13 protein-coding genes are annotated in these 15,387 nt (G+C 38.1%); 10 read left to right on the top strand and 3 right to left on the bottom strand.

Annotated elements, in window-relative coordinates; all coding sequences use genetic code 11:
• Positions 1–101 precede the first annotated feature (101 nt).
• The 6 genes from BN1068_RS13425 (at position 102) to BN1068_RS13400 (ending at position 8,180) form a co-directional block, all read left to right on the top strand.
• Positions 102–1,841 (top strand): ABC transporter ATP-binding protein, encoded by a 1,740-nt coding sequence (locus BN1068_RS13425; protein ID WP_077603358.1) that lies wholly within the window; start codon positions 102–104, stop codon positions 1,839–1,841.
• A gap of 2 nt (positions 1,842–1,843) precedes the next feature.
• The gene (locus tag BN1068_RS13420) at positions 1,844–3,871 is read left to right on the top strand and encodes an ABC transporter ATP-binding protein (RefSeq protein WP_077603357.1); all 2,028 of its coding nucleotides are present in this window, start codon (positions 1,844–1,846) and stop codon (positions 3,869–3,871) included.
• 143 nt (positions 3,872–4,014) lie between these two features.
• The gene (locus BN1068_RS13415; protein WP_439822980.1) at positions 4,015–4,836 is read left to right on the top strand and encodes a S1C family serine protease; all 822 of its coding nucleotides are present in this window, start codon (positions 4,015–4,017) and stop codon (positions 4,834–4,836) included.
• 74 nt (positions 4,837–4,910) lie between these two features.
• Positions 4,911–5,633: a PRC-barrel domain-containing protein gene (locus tag BN1068_RS13410; RefSeq protein WP_077603356.1), complete on the top strand. Its 723-nt coding sequence runs from the start codon at positions 4,911–4,913 to the stop codon at positions 5,631–5,633.
• A 565-nt stretch (positions 5,634–6,198) separates the two neighbouring features.
• Positions 6,199–6,939, top strand: coding sequence for an RNA polymerase sigma factor SigI (sigI, locus tag BN1068_RS13405; protein ID WP_077603355.1), 741 nt, complete (start codon positions 6,199–6,201; stop codon positions 6,937–6,939).
• Positions 6,939–8,180, top strand: a complete 1,242-nt coding sequence (locus tag BN1068_RS13400; RefSeq protein ID WP_077603354.1) for an anti-sigma-I factor RsgI family protein — start codon at positions 6,939–6,941, stop codon at positions 8,178–8,180. Before sigI ends, BN1068_RS13400 begins: the two co-directional genes overlap by 1 nt.
• Positions 8,181–8,244: 64 nt before the next feature.
• Here BN1068_RS13400 and BN1068_RS13395 read toward each other — a convergent pair whose 3' ends face one another.
• The gene (locus BN1068_RS13395) at positions 8,245–8,478 is read right to left on the bottom strand and encodes a YhdB family protein (RefSeq protein WP_077604073.1); all 234 of its coding nucleotides are present in this window, start codon (positions 8,476–8,478) and stop codon (positions 8,245–8,247) included.
• 212 nt (positions 8,479–8,690) lie between these two features.
• On the opposite strand from BN1068_RS13395, the gene BN1068_RS13390 reads away from it, so the two are divergent.
• The 4 genes from BN1068_RS13390 (at position 8,691) to BN1068_RS13375 (ending at position 11,996) form a co-directional block, all read left to right on the top strand.
• Positions 8,691–9,272 (top strand): YhcN/YlaJ family sporulation lipoprotein, encoded by a 582-nt coding sequence (locus BN1068_RS13390; RefSeq protein ID WP_077603353.1) that lies wholly within the window; start codon positions 8,691–8,693, stop codon positions 9,270–9,272.
• A 269-nt stretch (positions 9,273–9,541) separates the two neighbouring features.
• On the top strand, positions 9,542–10,903 hold the full coding sequence (locus tag BN1068_RS13385) for a dipeptidase (protein ID WP_077603352.1): 1,362 nt from the start codon (positions 9,542–9,544) through the stop codon (positions 10,901–10,903).
• 111 nt (positions 10,904–11,014) lie between these two features.
• Entirely contained in the window at positions 11,015–11,773 is a 759-nt protein-coding gene (locus BN1068_RS13380) for a (S)-benzoin forming benzil reductase (RefSeq protein WP_077603351.1), read from the top strand.
• Between the two features lie 76 nt (positions 11,774–11,849).
• Entirely contained in the window at positions 11,850–11,996 is a 147-nt protein-coding gene (locus tag BN1068_RS13375; protein WP_077603350.1) for a YjcZ family sporulation protein, read from the top strand.
• Positions 11,997–12,050: 54 nt separating this feature from the next.
• Here the strand turns inward: BN1068_RS13375 and BN1068_RS13370 are convergent, their stop codons facing one another.
• Both BN1068_RS13370 and BN1068_RS13365 read right to left on the bottom strand, forming a co-directional pair.
• Positions 12,051–13,694: a putative ABC transporter permease subunit gene (locus BN1068_RS13370; protein ID WP_077603349.1), complete on the bottom strand. Its 1,644-nt coding sequence runs from the start codon at positions 13,692–13,694 to the stop codon at positions 12,051–12,053.
• Positions 13,684–14,409 (bottom strand): ABC transporter ATP-binding protein, encoded by a 726-nt coding sequence (locus BN1068_RS13365; protein ID WP_077603348.1) that lies wholly within the window; start codon positions 14,407–14,409, stop codon positions 13,684–13,686. Before BN1068_RS13365 ends, BN1068_RS13370 begins: the two co-directional genes overlap by 11 nt.
• Positions 14,410–15,387: the final 978 nt, after the last annotated feature.

Here is a 15,387-nt window from a genome sequence, read left to right as displayed (position 1 = left end):
TATGCTTTTTTGGTGCTTTTTTTAATAGAAAATGGGATGTAAACAAATTCAATGGAAAAAGGTTTCAGATGTAGGATACTACATAGAAAGCAGGTGAAAAGATGTTTGCAGTTTTTAAGAAATTAAGCTGGTTTTTTGCACATTATTGGAAACGATATACCTTCGCAATTATAGCATTAATTATTGCAAGTGCAATCGGGTTAATACCCCCGAAATTAGTGGGATATATTATAGACCATATTCAGTTTGAAACTTTGACGGCGCAAATCCTGACAGCAGTTATCGCAGGATATATTGTATTGCTTATTGTACATTACATTATTTCGTATTTATGGGACTATACCCTGTTTGGAGGAGCTGTTATCTTAGAACGCTGGATGCGGAGTAAGCTGATGAAGCATTTCCTGACTATGTCTCCGACGTTCTTTGGGAAATATCGAACAGGAGATTTAATGGCGAGGTCGACCAATGATTTGAAAGCGATCAGTCTGACAGCTGGTTTTGGAGTACTGACATTAGTTGATTCCAGCATATTTATGTTAATGATTATTGCGGTAATGGGATTAACAATCAGTTGGCCGCTGACCTTTGCGGCTTTACTCCCGCTGCCAATCATGGCAGTCATCATGAATTTTTACGGCAGCGCCATCCATCAGCGCTTCACGAAGGCCCAGGAGGCTTTTGGAGAGATGAATAATAGTGTCCTGGAATCCATACGCGGTGTCCGGGCTGTCCGGGCATTTGTTCAGGAGGAGCATGAGAAAGAACGGTTTGAGGATATGACGAAAGATGTGTATGACAAAAATATAGAAGTTGCTAAAATTGATGCTTTGTTTGAACCGACAATGAAAATTCTGGTCGGGTTGTCTTACACAATCGGGATTGGTTACGGGGCATTGCTTGTATTTGAAAACAGATTGACTTTAGGAGATCTCGTTACCTTTAATGTCTATTTAGGAATGCTGATTTGGCCAATGTTTGCCGTAGGAGAGCTGATTAATATCCTGCAGCGGGGGAACGCATCCTTAGACCGGGTAAACAAAACATTATCCTATACACCAGACGTAAGGGATGTACTGGAGCCGAAGCAGGTTGAAACGGTTAAAGGACTCCGTTTTCAGAATGTATCCTTTAACTATCCGAATACGGCAGAAAAGGCTCTAAAAGGTGTTACCTTAAGTGTTCAGGTTGGAGAGACCATTGGTGTGGTCGGGAAAACCGGCGCCGGGAAAACAACATTATTTAAATTGCTGCTGAGACAATACCCGGATGTACAAGGAAATATAATTATCTCCGGGGAAGAAATAGAAACAATCCCTTTAAAACAGATTCGGGAATGGATCGGGTATGTGCCGCAGGATCAGATGATGTTTTCCAAAACAATTCGTGAAAATATTCAATTCGGTAAAGAAGTTGCGACAGATGAAGAAATATTCCGGTCGCTTGAGCTTGCTTATTTCTCCAGTGACATTTTGCAGCTGCCTGAAGGATTAGATACCCAGGTTGGTGAAAGCGGAATTACACTGTCAGGGGGACAAAAGCAGCGTGTAGCTCTGGCCAGGGCTTTTATTAAAAATCCGGAAGTTCTTATTTTAGATGATTCTTTATCCGCAGTGGATGGCAAGACGGAAGCAGCAATTATTGCTCATTTAAAAGAGGAACGTAAAAATAAAACAACATTTATAGCTGCACATCGCCTATCTGCTGTCACACATGCCGATCATATCATTGTTCTCGAGGACGGCAGGATTGCAGAAGAAGGAAGCCATGAGCAGTTAATGAAAGAGAAAGGCTGGTACTATACACAATACGTTCAGCAGCAAATGGAAGAGGAGGTGTAAGAATGAAGAAGAGTACAGAGCGGCGGTTATTTCAATACGCCTTAAAATATAAAAAAGGAATTATTATCGGTCTTGTCTGTTTAGTCATAGCTGTTGCTTTGGAGCTTGCCGGTCCTTTAATAGCCAAACGGGTCATTGATGACCATATTTTAGGTGTAGAGGGTTATTGGGAAGCAGTAGAATCAGCCGATAGTGCAGCAACTCCTTATCATGGTGAGTTGTTAAAACGGTCAGATCGTATTTCCGATGAAGATACTCTTTCGGGGGATACCTACACCTTATTACAAATCGGTATTTCCTATTACATTTTTGAAGGGGAGCTGCCGCTATCAGGACAGCGGGAAATGAATGATGGTGAGTTGACGATTGAATTAAATGATAATGTCGTTCAGGCTCAAGGCGAGCGTTTATCTGTTCAAGAAGCGTATCCGTTTTTTGAACCGGAGAAAACACCGATTATCGGCTTGTTGGTATTATATATGATTTTATTAGTGATTGCTGGTGTTTTTCAGTTTTACCAGACATTTTTATTGCAAAAGTCTGCCAATCAGATTGTTAAGCAGATGCGGACGGATTTATTTGCACATACGGAACGCTTACCGATTAATTATTATATTGATCAGCCGGCAGGAACGATTGTTGCGAGAATTACAAACGATACAGAAGCAATCCGTGATTTATATGAGCGTGTTTTATCTATTGTCGTGACCAGTTTAATTTATATGGCTGGAATCTTTGTTGCTTTATTTATTTTAGACCCGAAGCTTGCAGCACTCTGTCTGCTTGTCATTCCGTTATTATATGGATGGATGCAGCTTTATAAGTATTTTGGCAGCAAGTATAATAAGGTCATTCGAAAAACAATCAGTCAGATTAACGGAAATATTAATGAAGCCATTCAAGGAATGCCGATTATTCAGGCTTTCAATAAGGAAAAAGCGGTAAAAGAGGATTTTGAAGTATTAAATAATCGTAATTATACGTTCCAAAAGAAATTGATCCGTTTAAGTGCATTAACATCTTATAATTTAGTAACCGTATTTCGTAACATAACATTTGTCGGTTTCATCTGGTATTTTGGGTCTTCTTCCTTTGATATGGCAAGTGTGATTTCTATTGGCGTCCTATATGCTTTTGTCGATTATATTAACCGTTTATTCGAACCGGTGACGGATATTGTGAATCAGCTCCCGTTAATTGAGCAGGCGAGAGTGGCAGGCAGCCGGGTATTTGAGCTGCTGGATCAGCCTGCTGAAGAAACGGATAATCGTGAAATTGATAAATACAGAGGAACAATTTCCTTCGCTCATGTATATTTTGCTTATCAAAAAGATGATTATGTCTTAAAGGATATTTCCTTTAAAGTTGATGCAGGTCAGACAACTGCCTTTGTAGGTCATACAGGTTCAGGGAAAAGCTCTATTATGAATTTACTGTTCCGTTTTTATGATCCGCAAAAAGGAAGGATTACCATAGACGGGAGGGAAACATCATCTTTATCCAGACAGCAGGTTCGCAGCCATATGGGGATAGTTCTCCAGGACCCGTTTTTATTCTCTGGCACTATTTTAAGTAATGTAACGATGCAGGATGAAAAAATTACAAGGGAAACGGCAATTGCTGCGTTAAAAGCAGTTGGTGCGGACCGTTTTATCGAAAAGCTGCCTGATGGCTATGATGAAGAGGTAACTGAAAACGGGTCTACCTATTCCTTGGGCGAGAGACAATTAATTTCCTTTGCGCGGGCACTTGCCTTTGATCCATCAATTTTGATTCTGGATGAGGCAACAGCGAATATCGATACAGAAACAGAGCTGATGATTCAGCATGCGCTGGAGGTGCTGAAGAAAGGAAGAACAACACTTGTTATCGCTCACAGGTTATCTACCATCCAGCAGGCAGATCAGATTATTGTTCTGGATAAAGGAACGATTATTGAGCAGGGGAATCATGATACACTGATTGCAGAGCGCGGGTCATACTATCAGATGTATCAAATGCAGCAAGGCTCTTTGAAGGTCAGTGTTTAAAATAAAATTATATAATTGTCAAAAGAAGGCTCATATATTCTTAAACCTAAGAGTATATGAGCTTTTTAAAGAATTAGCAAGGCTGCTTTTAATAATATTTGTTAAAATAAAGATAATAAAATTTTAAATAGAAGGGAGGCTGGGTGTTGGACGGGCAAAATGAAGATGACAAAATAAAAAATAAGATGGATGAAGACTTGATTGAAGAGATAGATGAGGAGGAAATGCATGAACTGGTTATGCAGGCGAAGGCAGAAGCATTGGAAAGAGCGCAGGCAGAAAAAAATAAGCCCAAGCCAAAGCGGCGGTTTTCAAAGATAATAACCATTTTGATAGCTGTTGCAATGACTTTTTATGTCATCTCATTATTTCCGAGAGTCATATCTATCCCTGCTGTAGAGTTTCTCCAGGCATCCAGCCGATTATCGCAGGATGAACAAGTAGCAGCATACAAAGAAGCTGTTGTTGTTATTGAAACAGATGGTAGTAAAGGAACAGGCTTTGCTATCTCGGAGGAAGGGACGATTTTAACGAATTATCACGTCATTGAAGATAATCAGAGTGTTACTGTAGCTTTCCCCGAGGAAGGTTTATTTCAAGGAGAAGTAGTAGAAGAGTATCCCGAGATTGATTTAGCAGTTGTTGAAGTTGACGGTGAAAACTTTCCATATCTAACTTTAGAGAAAGATGCTTCGGTAGAACATGGAGATTATATCCGCTTTATAGGTAATCCACTATTTTTTAATGGAATTGCCAATGAAGGTACTGTATTAGGCCCGCTGCAGCTTTCCAGCTGGGATCAGGAGGTTATGATGATCAGAGCTCCTGTATACCGCGGCAATAGTGGCAGCCCTGTCATTAATGAAGACGGTAACGTGATTGGCGTTATTTTTGCAACACTGAATCATGAAGAACATGGACGTGTGGGTCTTTATGTGCCTATAAATTATTTTACAAATTATTAACAAATTAAATAGAGCTGTTTAATTCCCCGGTAAAAGGGTACTAGATAATAAAACCTTTTACGGGGGTGTTTTTTATGTTTCTCGGCTCAACATTAACAAATTTAAATGTCCTTGCTGCAGACGGAGAAATAGGAAAGGTAAAAGACTTATATTTTAATGATGAATGGAATCTGCGATTTATGATTGTGGATACAAGAAAATGGCTGCCCGGCAAGAAAGTTCTTCTGCCTTACCATGTAAAAGAGGAAATTAACTTGGAGGAAGGCTATATTCAGGTAGACAGACATAAAGAAACGATTCGCGAAAGTCCTAAAGTTCCGGAAGATAATGATTTAATTTCGTCTTATCAGGGAACGGTATTAGATTATTTTGGCTGGAATAATTATAAGGAAAATGCTGTGCTGGACTCGGATCATGGGCCGGTAACCACTGGCAATAGTGAATACAATAGCAGAGGTGTGCCACCAGAACCGGACCTGGCTGCACCTGATGAAAAACAGAATGATAACCTGAGAAGTATTGACGAATTTATGGAGTTTAAAGTGCATGCAAAAGACGGTAAAATTGGAATGCTGGACGATGTTATTTTAACAGAAGACGGAAAGATTCAGTATCTTGTTGTCAACAGCAGTGAGAGCTATGTAGAGAACAGCTTTTATTTATATCTGTCTGACCAGGTTACTTCAGTGGACTGGTTTGAAAAAGATCTGTATTTAGATGATTCAGTAAAAGGCATGGAGCGGGTAAAACCATTTAAAAACAAAGAAGAAGTATTCGGCCATTTAAACCATTCATGAATGGCTTTCATATGAAGAAAGAGGGCTGTCTTATAATGGCAGCCCTCTTTCTCTTCATATAAAAAGGGACGGAAAAAGCCCAGATAACGAAAAATCTGCCATTGTTCCATCAGATAAGTATTACATGATATCCTTTATTGTTTGAGCATTTCCCTATTTTTTAATAAAGATAAAGGAAATAAGCTTCTTTATTTTTACATATGTCTTCCTTGATTAAATATTTTTTACAAACTTCTGCATTGTTCTGCTGTATTTTACAAAAATATTGTTTTCCGTCATATTAATTTAAATGAAATGTTATTCATTTGTGATAGTAAGTGCTGTGATTATAGGGTAGTATTATGTATACGGCATTACAAAGGCTGTATATATATATATATAACCAATAAAATTGATTTTATTGCTGACTAAACAATCTATCCGATAAATAATTAAGAAAGACAAAAAAATGGAGATTATTTAATATGAGAATAAAAAATAAAAAGAAACATTTCATAAAAATAAATTTAAAACCCGAAAAAATAAAAGTATGTTCGAATTATATGATGATAGGGGGGATCTCCCAATGATGATGACAAAGCAGTTAACGGATACCCCTATTGAAGAAAAAATAGAAGCGATTCAGGCAGGTGATATTGTATTACAAAATGAAATTCTTCAAACGTACAAGCCGTTTATCGCCAAATGTGTTTCAGAGGTATGTAAAAGATATATTGATCCTAAGAAGGACGATGAATTCAGCGTCGGATTAATGGCATTTAATGACGCTATTTTTTCTTATGAACAGGATAAGGGCAGTTCATTTCTGTCTTTTGCAAAACTTGTCGTAAAAAGAAAAGTAATTGATTATATCCGTTATCATCAAAAGAGACCCAACCTGTTATCTTTAGATGAAATAAACGATGCGGAGCAGATGGAGAATCCGCTGGTTATTGCTGCTGCAAAAGAAAAACATCAAATAGAAGCAGAAAATATCAAGAGAAAAGAAGAAATAGCTTTATTTAATGAAAAATTAAAAACCTACAGGCTGACATTGGAAGAACTGACGAAGGCTTCTCCTAAACATAGGGATGCCAGAGAATCTGCGGTTCAGGTAGCTTATATTTTATACCTGGACAGCGAATTAAGTGAATATGTTTATCGCAAAAAAAAGCTGCCAATCAAGAAATTATTAAAGAAAGTAGAAGTTAGCAAGAAAACATTAGAGAGAAACCGGAAATTTATTATAGCTATTTTTATTGTGTTGAGCAGTGAGTATGCTTATCTTAAGGATTACCTTAAGGATTATCTCAAGGATGTGGAATAATGAAAAAAGGAATTGTGATGGAAATCCATCGCAAATATGCCATTTTACTTTCCAAAAATGGCAATTTTGAAAAGGGGATTATTTTAACAGAGGGAACCGAAATTGGAGATGAGGTTATTTATCAGCCGGTATATGAAAAATCTGGATGGAAAAGATGCTGGGAAAAATCGCATCATACTGTAAGATTATCTGCAATCTTTATTCTGGCGCTGTTACTTTTCGGCTTTCCTCTGTATAAAAAAGGAGTAGGCGATACAGAGACGCACGCTTATATTGCCATTGATATAAACCCCAGTGTCGAATTGGAATTGAATGAAGACTTACTAGTTACAGATGTCAATGCGTTAAATGAATCTGCATGCCAGTTGATGGACGAAGTAAACGGTATTCAGAATGAACCCGTTGCCTCTGTTTTAGCAAGTATCGTTGACGAAAGTGAAGACAAAGGTTTTGCAGACCGTAAAACGATGATTGTAGGAATTAGTTATGAGGATCAGGATAGCGAGGGTGAGGTCATCACAGAAATTACTCCGTACATAGAATCACTTCCTGATTGGGAGGTTTCAACCTTGATTATTCCAGAAGAGGTCCGGGAAATTGCGCAAGATCAGGATAAGTCGATGAATGAAGTAATGGCTCTTGAAATGGTGAACAGCGAGGATGATGAAACAGAACAAGTGAATGATGCTCTGACAGACTCAGAAGATAGTGCTATTATTGATTTTTTCTATGGAGAAAAAGAGTCTGATTCGGAAGCTGACCGTTCTATGGAACAAACCAAGCCGCCAGAGCAGCAAAACAATAAATATACAGGTGATGTATCTGATATAGACGACGATGAGAAGGATGATGAGAAAGACCCGCAGACTGACACACATCAGGAAGCTCAGGAAGAGACGGAAAAAGATCAATCCATCTCAGATGATAAAATGATACAAGGGTTAGATAATCCGTCAGAAATGGATGTAAATCCAGAACATAATCAATACAAGGAAACGCAGGAGTTTGAGGAAAAGAAAGAACGTAAAAAGCAAGAGGATATGCTGTTTGCGAAAAAAGAAGAAAATACCTTTTCAGAAAACTCAGAGGAAAATATAAATGGATATGAACAAGAGCAATATGATTCTCAAAATGGAACACGAGTTGTGGAAAACGAAGAGGATATGGATGGAGGACAGGATGGTTTTCCTCCAGTTCAGGAGGAAAACACAGAGCCTGAAATAGACACTTATACAGGATAAGACTGTAAAAAAGCAGATGTAAGCCCAAAATGCTTGACTGGCATCTGCTTTTTCAGCAAGTAAATTATTCAAGTTCATACATCCATGGACTGCTGATTTGCAGCGCATGCTCCAGATAATAGAGCAGTGTATCATGAGATTGTTCGACGTTCTTTTGACTGGAGGAATGGTGGTAATCATAAAGAAATCGCTCAATTTTTTTTGCAAGCAGATCATCATTTGTCCGTGACATTAATAAGAATAAATTATCCCACTGGCCCCATATAGTGTAGTATAAAGCTTTGTCGTAGTCAGGCATCTCAGCTATCAAAATTTTCACTCCTTTATAAAGAAGGAAGACCATCTTAATATAGACAGGCAAAGTAAAAAGCCTTGTTTATATCTTCTCCATTGCTCTTTAAATATCCCTGCTACTTTCATGGTCTCATTTCCAAAAATTAACGTTTTATATGTGCATAAATCCTTACCGGCCAATCCATAATAAAGGCAAACAGGTAAGGAGGAATGAAAATGAAATTACGTTTATTTGCAGTTTTAACTGTTCTTATGATGGCGTTAGTAGCTTGTCAAAATACGGATAATGGTGATACGAATCCTAATGATACAGAGGGAGATGTGGAGCCGACACGATATCAAGGTCATAATATGGGTGATGATGCAAGAAATCAGGGGCGTGACCATACGTTAGAAAGAGTTTCTGATCGTAATAATGATCGTGACGCCGATTATAATGTCTCTAAAGAAGCAGCTGACAAAATCACTGAAGAAATGGATAATATTGATCATGCGTATGTGTTAACAACGAAAAATAACGCATATGTTGGCGCTAATTTAGATACTGACAATGATGAAGCCAGACGTGACAATGACAATGGTAACGGGATGGAAGTTACTGATGAAGTAAAAGACAAAATTGCAGATATCGTCCGTTCTGTAGATCCTTCTATTGACCATGTCCATGTAACAACTAATCCGGATTTTCTGGACTTAGCGGACAGATATGTCAATGATATGGATAATGGTAACCCAGTAGAAGGCTTCTTTGATCAAATCGGCAACATGATTGACCGTGTTTTCCCGGACACAAAATAATACAACAACATCTATTGAATAGTTTTACAATTTATTGTGAATAAAAATCCAATTCCGTCATTTTTAAAACAGGAATTGGATTTTTATTTTCAGGTGGAAGACCTATGTGAAAAGGATAAAAATGATGTACCAGTGTATATGCAGCACGGTTCTTTACTTTTCTTTGCTGTTTTTTTCATGTATGATATATAAAGGTTCAAAGCACTGCAACATTTGAATAGGAAGCCGTTTTTTAATTTTACATAACGTTGAAGGAGGAAATAAAAGCTATGAGTGAAAAAGCAATTGCTTATTTAAAAGAAAATCAGGAAGTTTTATTAAAAAAATTATATGAATTCTTAGCAATTCCAAGTGTAAGTACTGATCCAGCGCATAAGAAAGATGTACATCGCGCTGCTGACTTTTTAACCGGGTATTTAAATGAGCTGGGATTTGAAAGCGTAGAAAAAATGGAAACAAAAGGTCATCCGCTTGTTTACGCTGAATATACGGCAGCAGGACCTGAGGCTCCAACTGTTTTACTTTATGGTCACTATGATGTTCAGCCTGTTGATCCAATTGATTTATGGGATAGTGAACCATTCCAGGCTGAAGTGCGTGATGGAAGAATCTATGCCCGTGGATCAAGTGATGATAAGGGACAAACATTTATGCACCTTGCTGTTTTTGAAGCTTTTTTGAAAACGGAAGGAAAGCTGCCGATGAATGTAAAGGTCTGTATTGAAGGGGAAGAAGAAATAGGCAGTGAGAATCTTTATGAGCTTCTGCATGAGAAGAAAGATCAATTCCAGGCAGATTTTGCAGTTATTTCTGATTCTGGTATGGCAGAAAAGAATCAGCCGACTATTTTGTACGGTTTAAAAGGATTTACAGGGGTTGAAATTACGTTAACTGGACCAGACCATGATCTTCACTCTGGTATGTATGGCGGAGCTGTCCGAAATCCTTTAATGGCAATGAGTCATTTACTGGCATCTATGAAGGATGAGGAGGAAGTTATTACCGTAGATGGTTTTTATGACAACGTGGAGGATTTAACTCCGGATGAAAGAGAGCTTATGGAAAAAGCACCGGGAGAAGACTTTGTAAAAGCGACAAATATCCCGGAAACAGTATCTGAAAAAGGGTATACAGCAAAAGAACACACCATGGGAAGACCAACCTTAGAGGTGAATGGACTATTTGGCGGATATCAGGGAGAGGGCACGAAGACAATTATTCCTTCTACAGCAACCGCTAAAATTACATGTCGCCTTGTGCCTGGACAGGATCCGCAGGACATTCAAGAAAAATTAGTGGATCACATTCATAAAAATGCTCCATCAGGTGTCCATGTTCATGTGGAAAAGGAAAAGCTCTCTGCAAAAGCATATAAAGTAGAACCGGATCATCCTTTAATTAAAAAAGCAGCCAAAAGCTATACCAAAGCATTCGGAAAAGAAACAGTTTTCCTGAGAATGGGAGGCTCCATTCCTGTAGTGGAATGGCTGGAAGCGGCTTATCAATATCCAATCGTTCTTTTAGGGTTTGGTACGCCGGAAGACCGGCTTCATTCGCCAAATGAAAGCTTTCCAGTCGACAGCTTTGAAAAAGGAATGGAAACATTAGCTTATTATTGGAGTGAACTGTAATATATTGTAAGTATTGACAAAAGATCAGCTTTCGATCGGTTAGACCTGGTTGAGGCTGGTCTTTTTACAAAGGGGAATAAATAATAATTAGAATAGAGAGGGGCAGAGTGTATGGAGACAGCAATTATTACTGGAGCTTCGAAGGGGTTAGGAGCAGGACTTGCAAAGCTTTTTTTAGAATCCGGAATAAATGTAGTGGGGATTTCAAGAACAGATAATGCCCATTTATATGCCTATGCTAAAGAAAATAGTGCGAATTATAGTTATGTAGCCTGTGATTTATCTGAAAAAGCTTCGATACAGACAGCAATGGAAAGCCTGGATGAAACATTATTTAAAGATAACAGCGTGTCCAAAGTATACTTAATTAATAATGCAGGCTTAGTTGATCCGATAGACCGTGCTGAAAATATTGAAATGGATGACTTAATGAAACAGGTTCATGTGAACACGGTTGCACCAATGATTTTAACAAATCATTTCTTAAAAAAAGCATCAGAAAATAACGTACAGCTTATTACAGCAATTGTGACTTCGGGTGCGGCTCTAAAACCCAAGTATGGATGGAGTGTATATTGCTCTACAAAAGCCAGTATGAATATGTATACACAAACAGTTGCTATAGAACAGGCGGAACAAGGGACAGAGCATGCTATCATTGCATTTAGCCCGGGGGTGATGGATACAGGAATGCAAAAGACAATCCGCTCGAGCTCAGAAGGTGCATTTAAAGATGTAGAAAGCTTTCGTGCCTTAAAAGATAATAATCAATTAAAGAATGCTGATATCGTCGGTGGTGTATTGATTGATATCTTAATGGATGAACATTTAGAAAACGGAAAAATTTATGATGTCCGGGAGTATATTTAAAAAAATGGTCATTCGCCTTCCCAATTTGGATGAAGCTGCATAAGTTAAAGTAGTTCAGATAGAGGAGGTTAAACACATGGGTAGAGAAGAATGTTGTGAAGAACGCCAAAGCTTCGGCTCAGCTGGCTTTGCGTTATTAGTTGTGTTATTTATCTTGTTGATTATTATTGGAACCGCGTATTCAGGCGGCAACCAGTGTTACACTGGCGGTTACTACTGTTAATTATCAAAAAAGACTTACCGGACTTTATTTCTCCGGTAAGTCTTTTTTCCAACTTTAACTATCCAGATTCTGCAATGTTTCTAAGGTTACTTTTTTCTTTAAATATGTTTTTGCGATATCTGTTAAACCTGCTACGGCAATTACTAATATAAGCATAATCAGATAAACATTCTCCATATTTGTATTCCAAAGTACAAGGGTTATAATCCCAAAAAAAGCTGTCTGCACAAGAGAAATAAATAATGGTGTAAATCTTCCTTTAAATAATTCCTGTTCATCTGTCCAGTGAAGCTTTGGACTAAACACATCGATAAGAAAATTAATCATTACTGCCAGCCAGTTGTATAATAAGGAAATACCTATCCAGCCGATTAATATATGAATCGGGATATTTACATATATTCCTATAAAGGTAATAAGTATAAATGGTAAGAGCGGAATAAGGTAAGCAACCAGCAGTTTCGCAAAAATCAAACGATGAAACGGTATTGGCAGGAATAAATTTAATTTTCGGCCTGCCCCGTCTCTGGAAATAGCGGTGAATGCTGTGGCATTTATACTTAACATAACAATCGAAATCATAAATAAGATGAGAAAAAGATTTTTTTCCGGTGTAACAGAGCCCAGTGATGACAGCCCTTCTCCCAGGTCTAAAAATAAAATAACAGTTATAAATACGGGAAAGAATAATGGCTGAACAACACACTGCATTAAAAAAGCCGGCGTACGAATGATCATTTTTATTTCTTTCCGTATATAGGCTTTTAAAATGGAATGCTGTTTCGTTAATTTATGAGAGGCTCTCTCAGATAAATTTCCTTTGCTTCCTGAGCTCATTCCTCTTACGCCCTTCAGATAAAAGCGCTGCCCTGCCAAGATAAATAACAATGCAGTGATTGTAAAAATAGCCAGGAGGGCCACAAGAGCCGGCAAAGCTTGCCAGCTGTCAGCAAAATGAAGACTGAGTGCACCAAAATAGGCAGGTGGAAAAATCATTGTAATCATCTTTAATATACCTTCCTGCTCCTGCATATAGGCAGTAAAGGCGTTCATTAATGCCGCATCATCCAAATTTAAACGGACAAGTACATTAACCAGAATCACAAATAGCAGGGAACCGACTCCCATAAAGATTTTGGAACGATCCTTATTTTTTGCGATATTCACATAACGCATAAGGAACATAAGTATAATTGCTACAATAGTAAACGGAATAATTGGAAAAAAAATAAACAAAATAAAACCATAGACATAAAATAAAATAGGTGCATTGCTGATGCTTCCGTAAATAAATAGAAATGGAATAAAAATAACTGCTGATATTAAGTAATTATAGATTAATGGGTTTGCTGCTTTACCAATTAATAATTGATAAGGATGTAAAGGCAATGGAATGTAAGCAGTAATATCATCTGAAAAATAAAATGCCGATAAAATGGTAATAAAAGAAAAGAAGAACAATATAGCAGTAATAAAGAGTAATACGATGCCGAGCAGTATACTTTCCTGGTTCACCTCTGCCAGCATGAGATAAGCATTTTCAATGATTCCACGGAAGACCTGCATCATGATGATAAGGAAAAATGGAATCAGAATAACTGTAAGTACACCATAAATCCATGTATTACCTTGTTTGCCGGCAGACGAATATTGCATTTTTAACATAATTTTAGTTACTGTCCATGTATTACGCATCATTTGTCAACTCCAAAAATACATTTTCAAGGGACTGATCCGTTTGATATTTTGCCTGCAGCTCTTCAATCGTTCCATAAAATAACAGCTTTCCGTGATTAATAATAGCTACTTCATCACAAATCTGCTCAACGACCTCCAGACCGTGACTGGAGAAAAAAACGGTATTGCCTTTGTCAGCATGCTCCCGCATCATTTGTTTTAAAGCATGCGAGGATTTCGGGTCCAGACCGGTTAATGGTTCATCTAAAATCCAAATATCAGGATCATGCAGAAGGACAGAGGTAACAGTTATTTTTTGCCTCATTCCATGTGAATAACTCTGAATGTAATTTCCGAGCGCATGATCAATTGCAAATTGTTTTGTAAAGTATTTGATTTTCTCCTGACGGACTTCTTCAGGAACCTGATAAATATCTGCAATAAAATTAAGATATTCTAATCCTTTTAACCTCAGAAAGATATCTGAGCGGTCAGGGACAAATCCGAAAATCTGTTTCGCCTTTAAAGGCTCTTTTTCGATATCGATACCATTTAGAGAAATCCTCCCCTTATCAATTGGTAAAATTCCGGTCATCATATTAATCGTAGTAGATTTACCTGCTCCATTTGGTCCGAGGAAGCCGACAATCTTTCCATCAGGAATGGTTAATGTTAAATCTTCAATAATTTGATTTTTTCCATCAAAGCTTTTATTAATTTGAGATATTTCTATCATTGAGTAGCCTCCATTTTTTGTTATTAACTCAACTTTCGTACTTAAAAAATAACTTACTTATCATAGAGACAGATACTATCTATTGACAAAGCATAAACTCTATCTGGAAAGCAGGTAACGTGTAAGGCCACCGCTGCGGCGGACCGTTTTGCTTTCCTAGGGGCATGCTCTTCAGCTAACTTTTGCCAAGAAGAGCACTTGGCAAAAGTGGATCTTCAGATGATGCTAATCCCTGTCCAGCTACAAGCGTCAAAAACTAGACAACTTCCCGAAAGCGCCCTACGATAAAGAAGACTTAGCGATTGGCAAGCCGTCAGGCGCAGACAGAGCTAAAGTCGCACTTATGCCCCGCGGGTGAAAGTCATCATCCGTTCGTAAACTCACGGTGATTCCTTTATCTCAGTTGCTTCGGTCCAGTTGTTACGTTTTTAAACGACGCTTTCCGCTTTCCTCACAGGAGTCAAAACGATCCGCCTCCGCTAGAAGGATGTTCTATACTGTTTAATACAACTCGGCCAATAGAAATCAGACCAGTAAAGAAAATCTTTTTCATGGTGAACATAAAAATGTCCCATCACGATTACTTTCTGTTCATGAAAGCTATTCCTGATATTTACTATTCATGCCGTATCATCATTTAATTTGCCAATTCAACCATTTGAAATGCTATAATGATCTTTCTATCAAGCAAAAGCAATGATTTCATCCATTCGCTGTAGAAGCCTAACTGAGCGCAGACCAACCACGAAGACTCCTATGGGAACAGGGCGAGCTAAAGATCCACTTGAAAAGCGGTTTTCTTTTCAAGTTAGCTGAAGCCGTCCCCATGGAAAGCGTAGTGGTTGGTCGGAGCGGCGCTATACACAATCTCCATTTCCGCAGAAGGATGAATTGACAAAATGTAACCAGGATAATGAAGCACATGTTCATCCTGGAATGGTAAGGTATAGATGCTTATTATCAGGTGCAAAAGTTGAG

This window comes from Oceanobacillus sojae, assembly GCF_900162665.1.
GTDB lineage: Bacteria > Bacillota > Bacilli > Bacillales > Amphibacillaceae > Oceanobacillus > Oceanobacillus sojae_A.
Note: the sequence above shows the minus strand (reverse complement) of the source record. Positions and strands in the feature narration are given on the sequence as shown.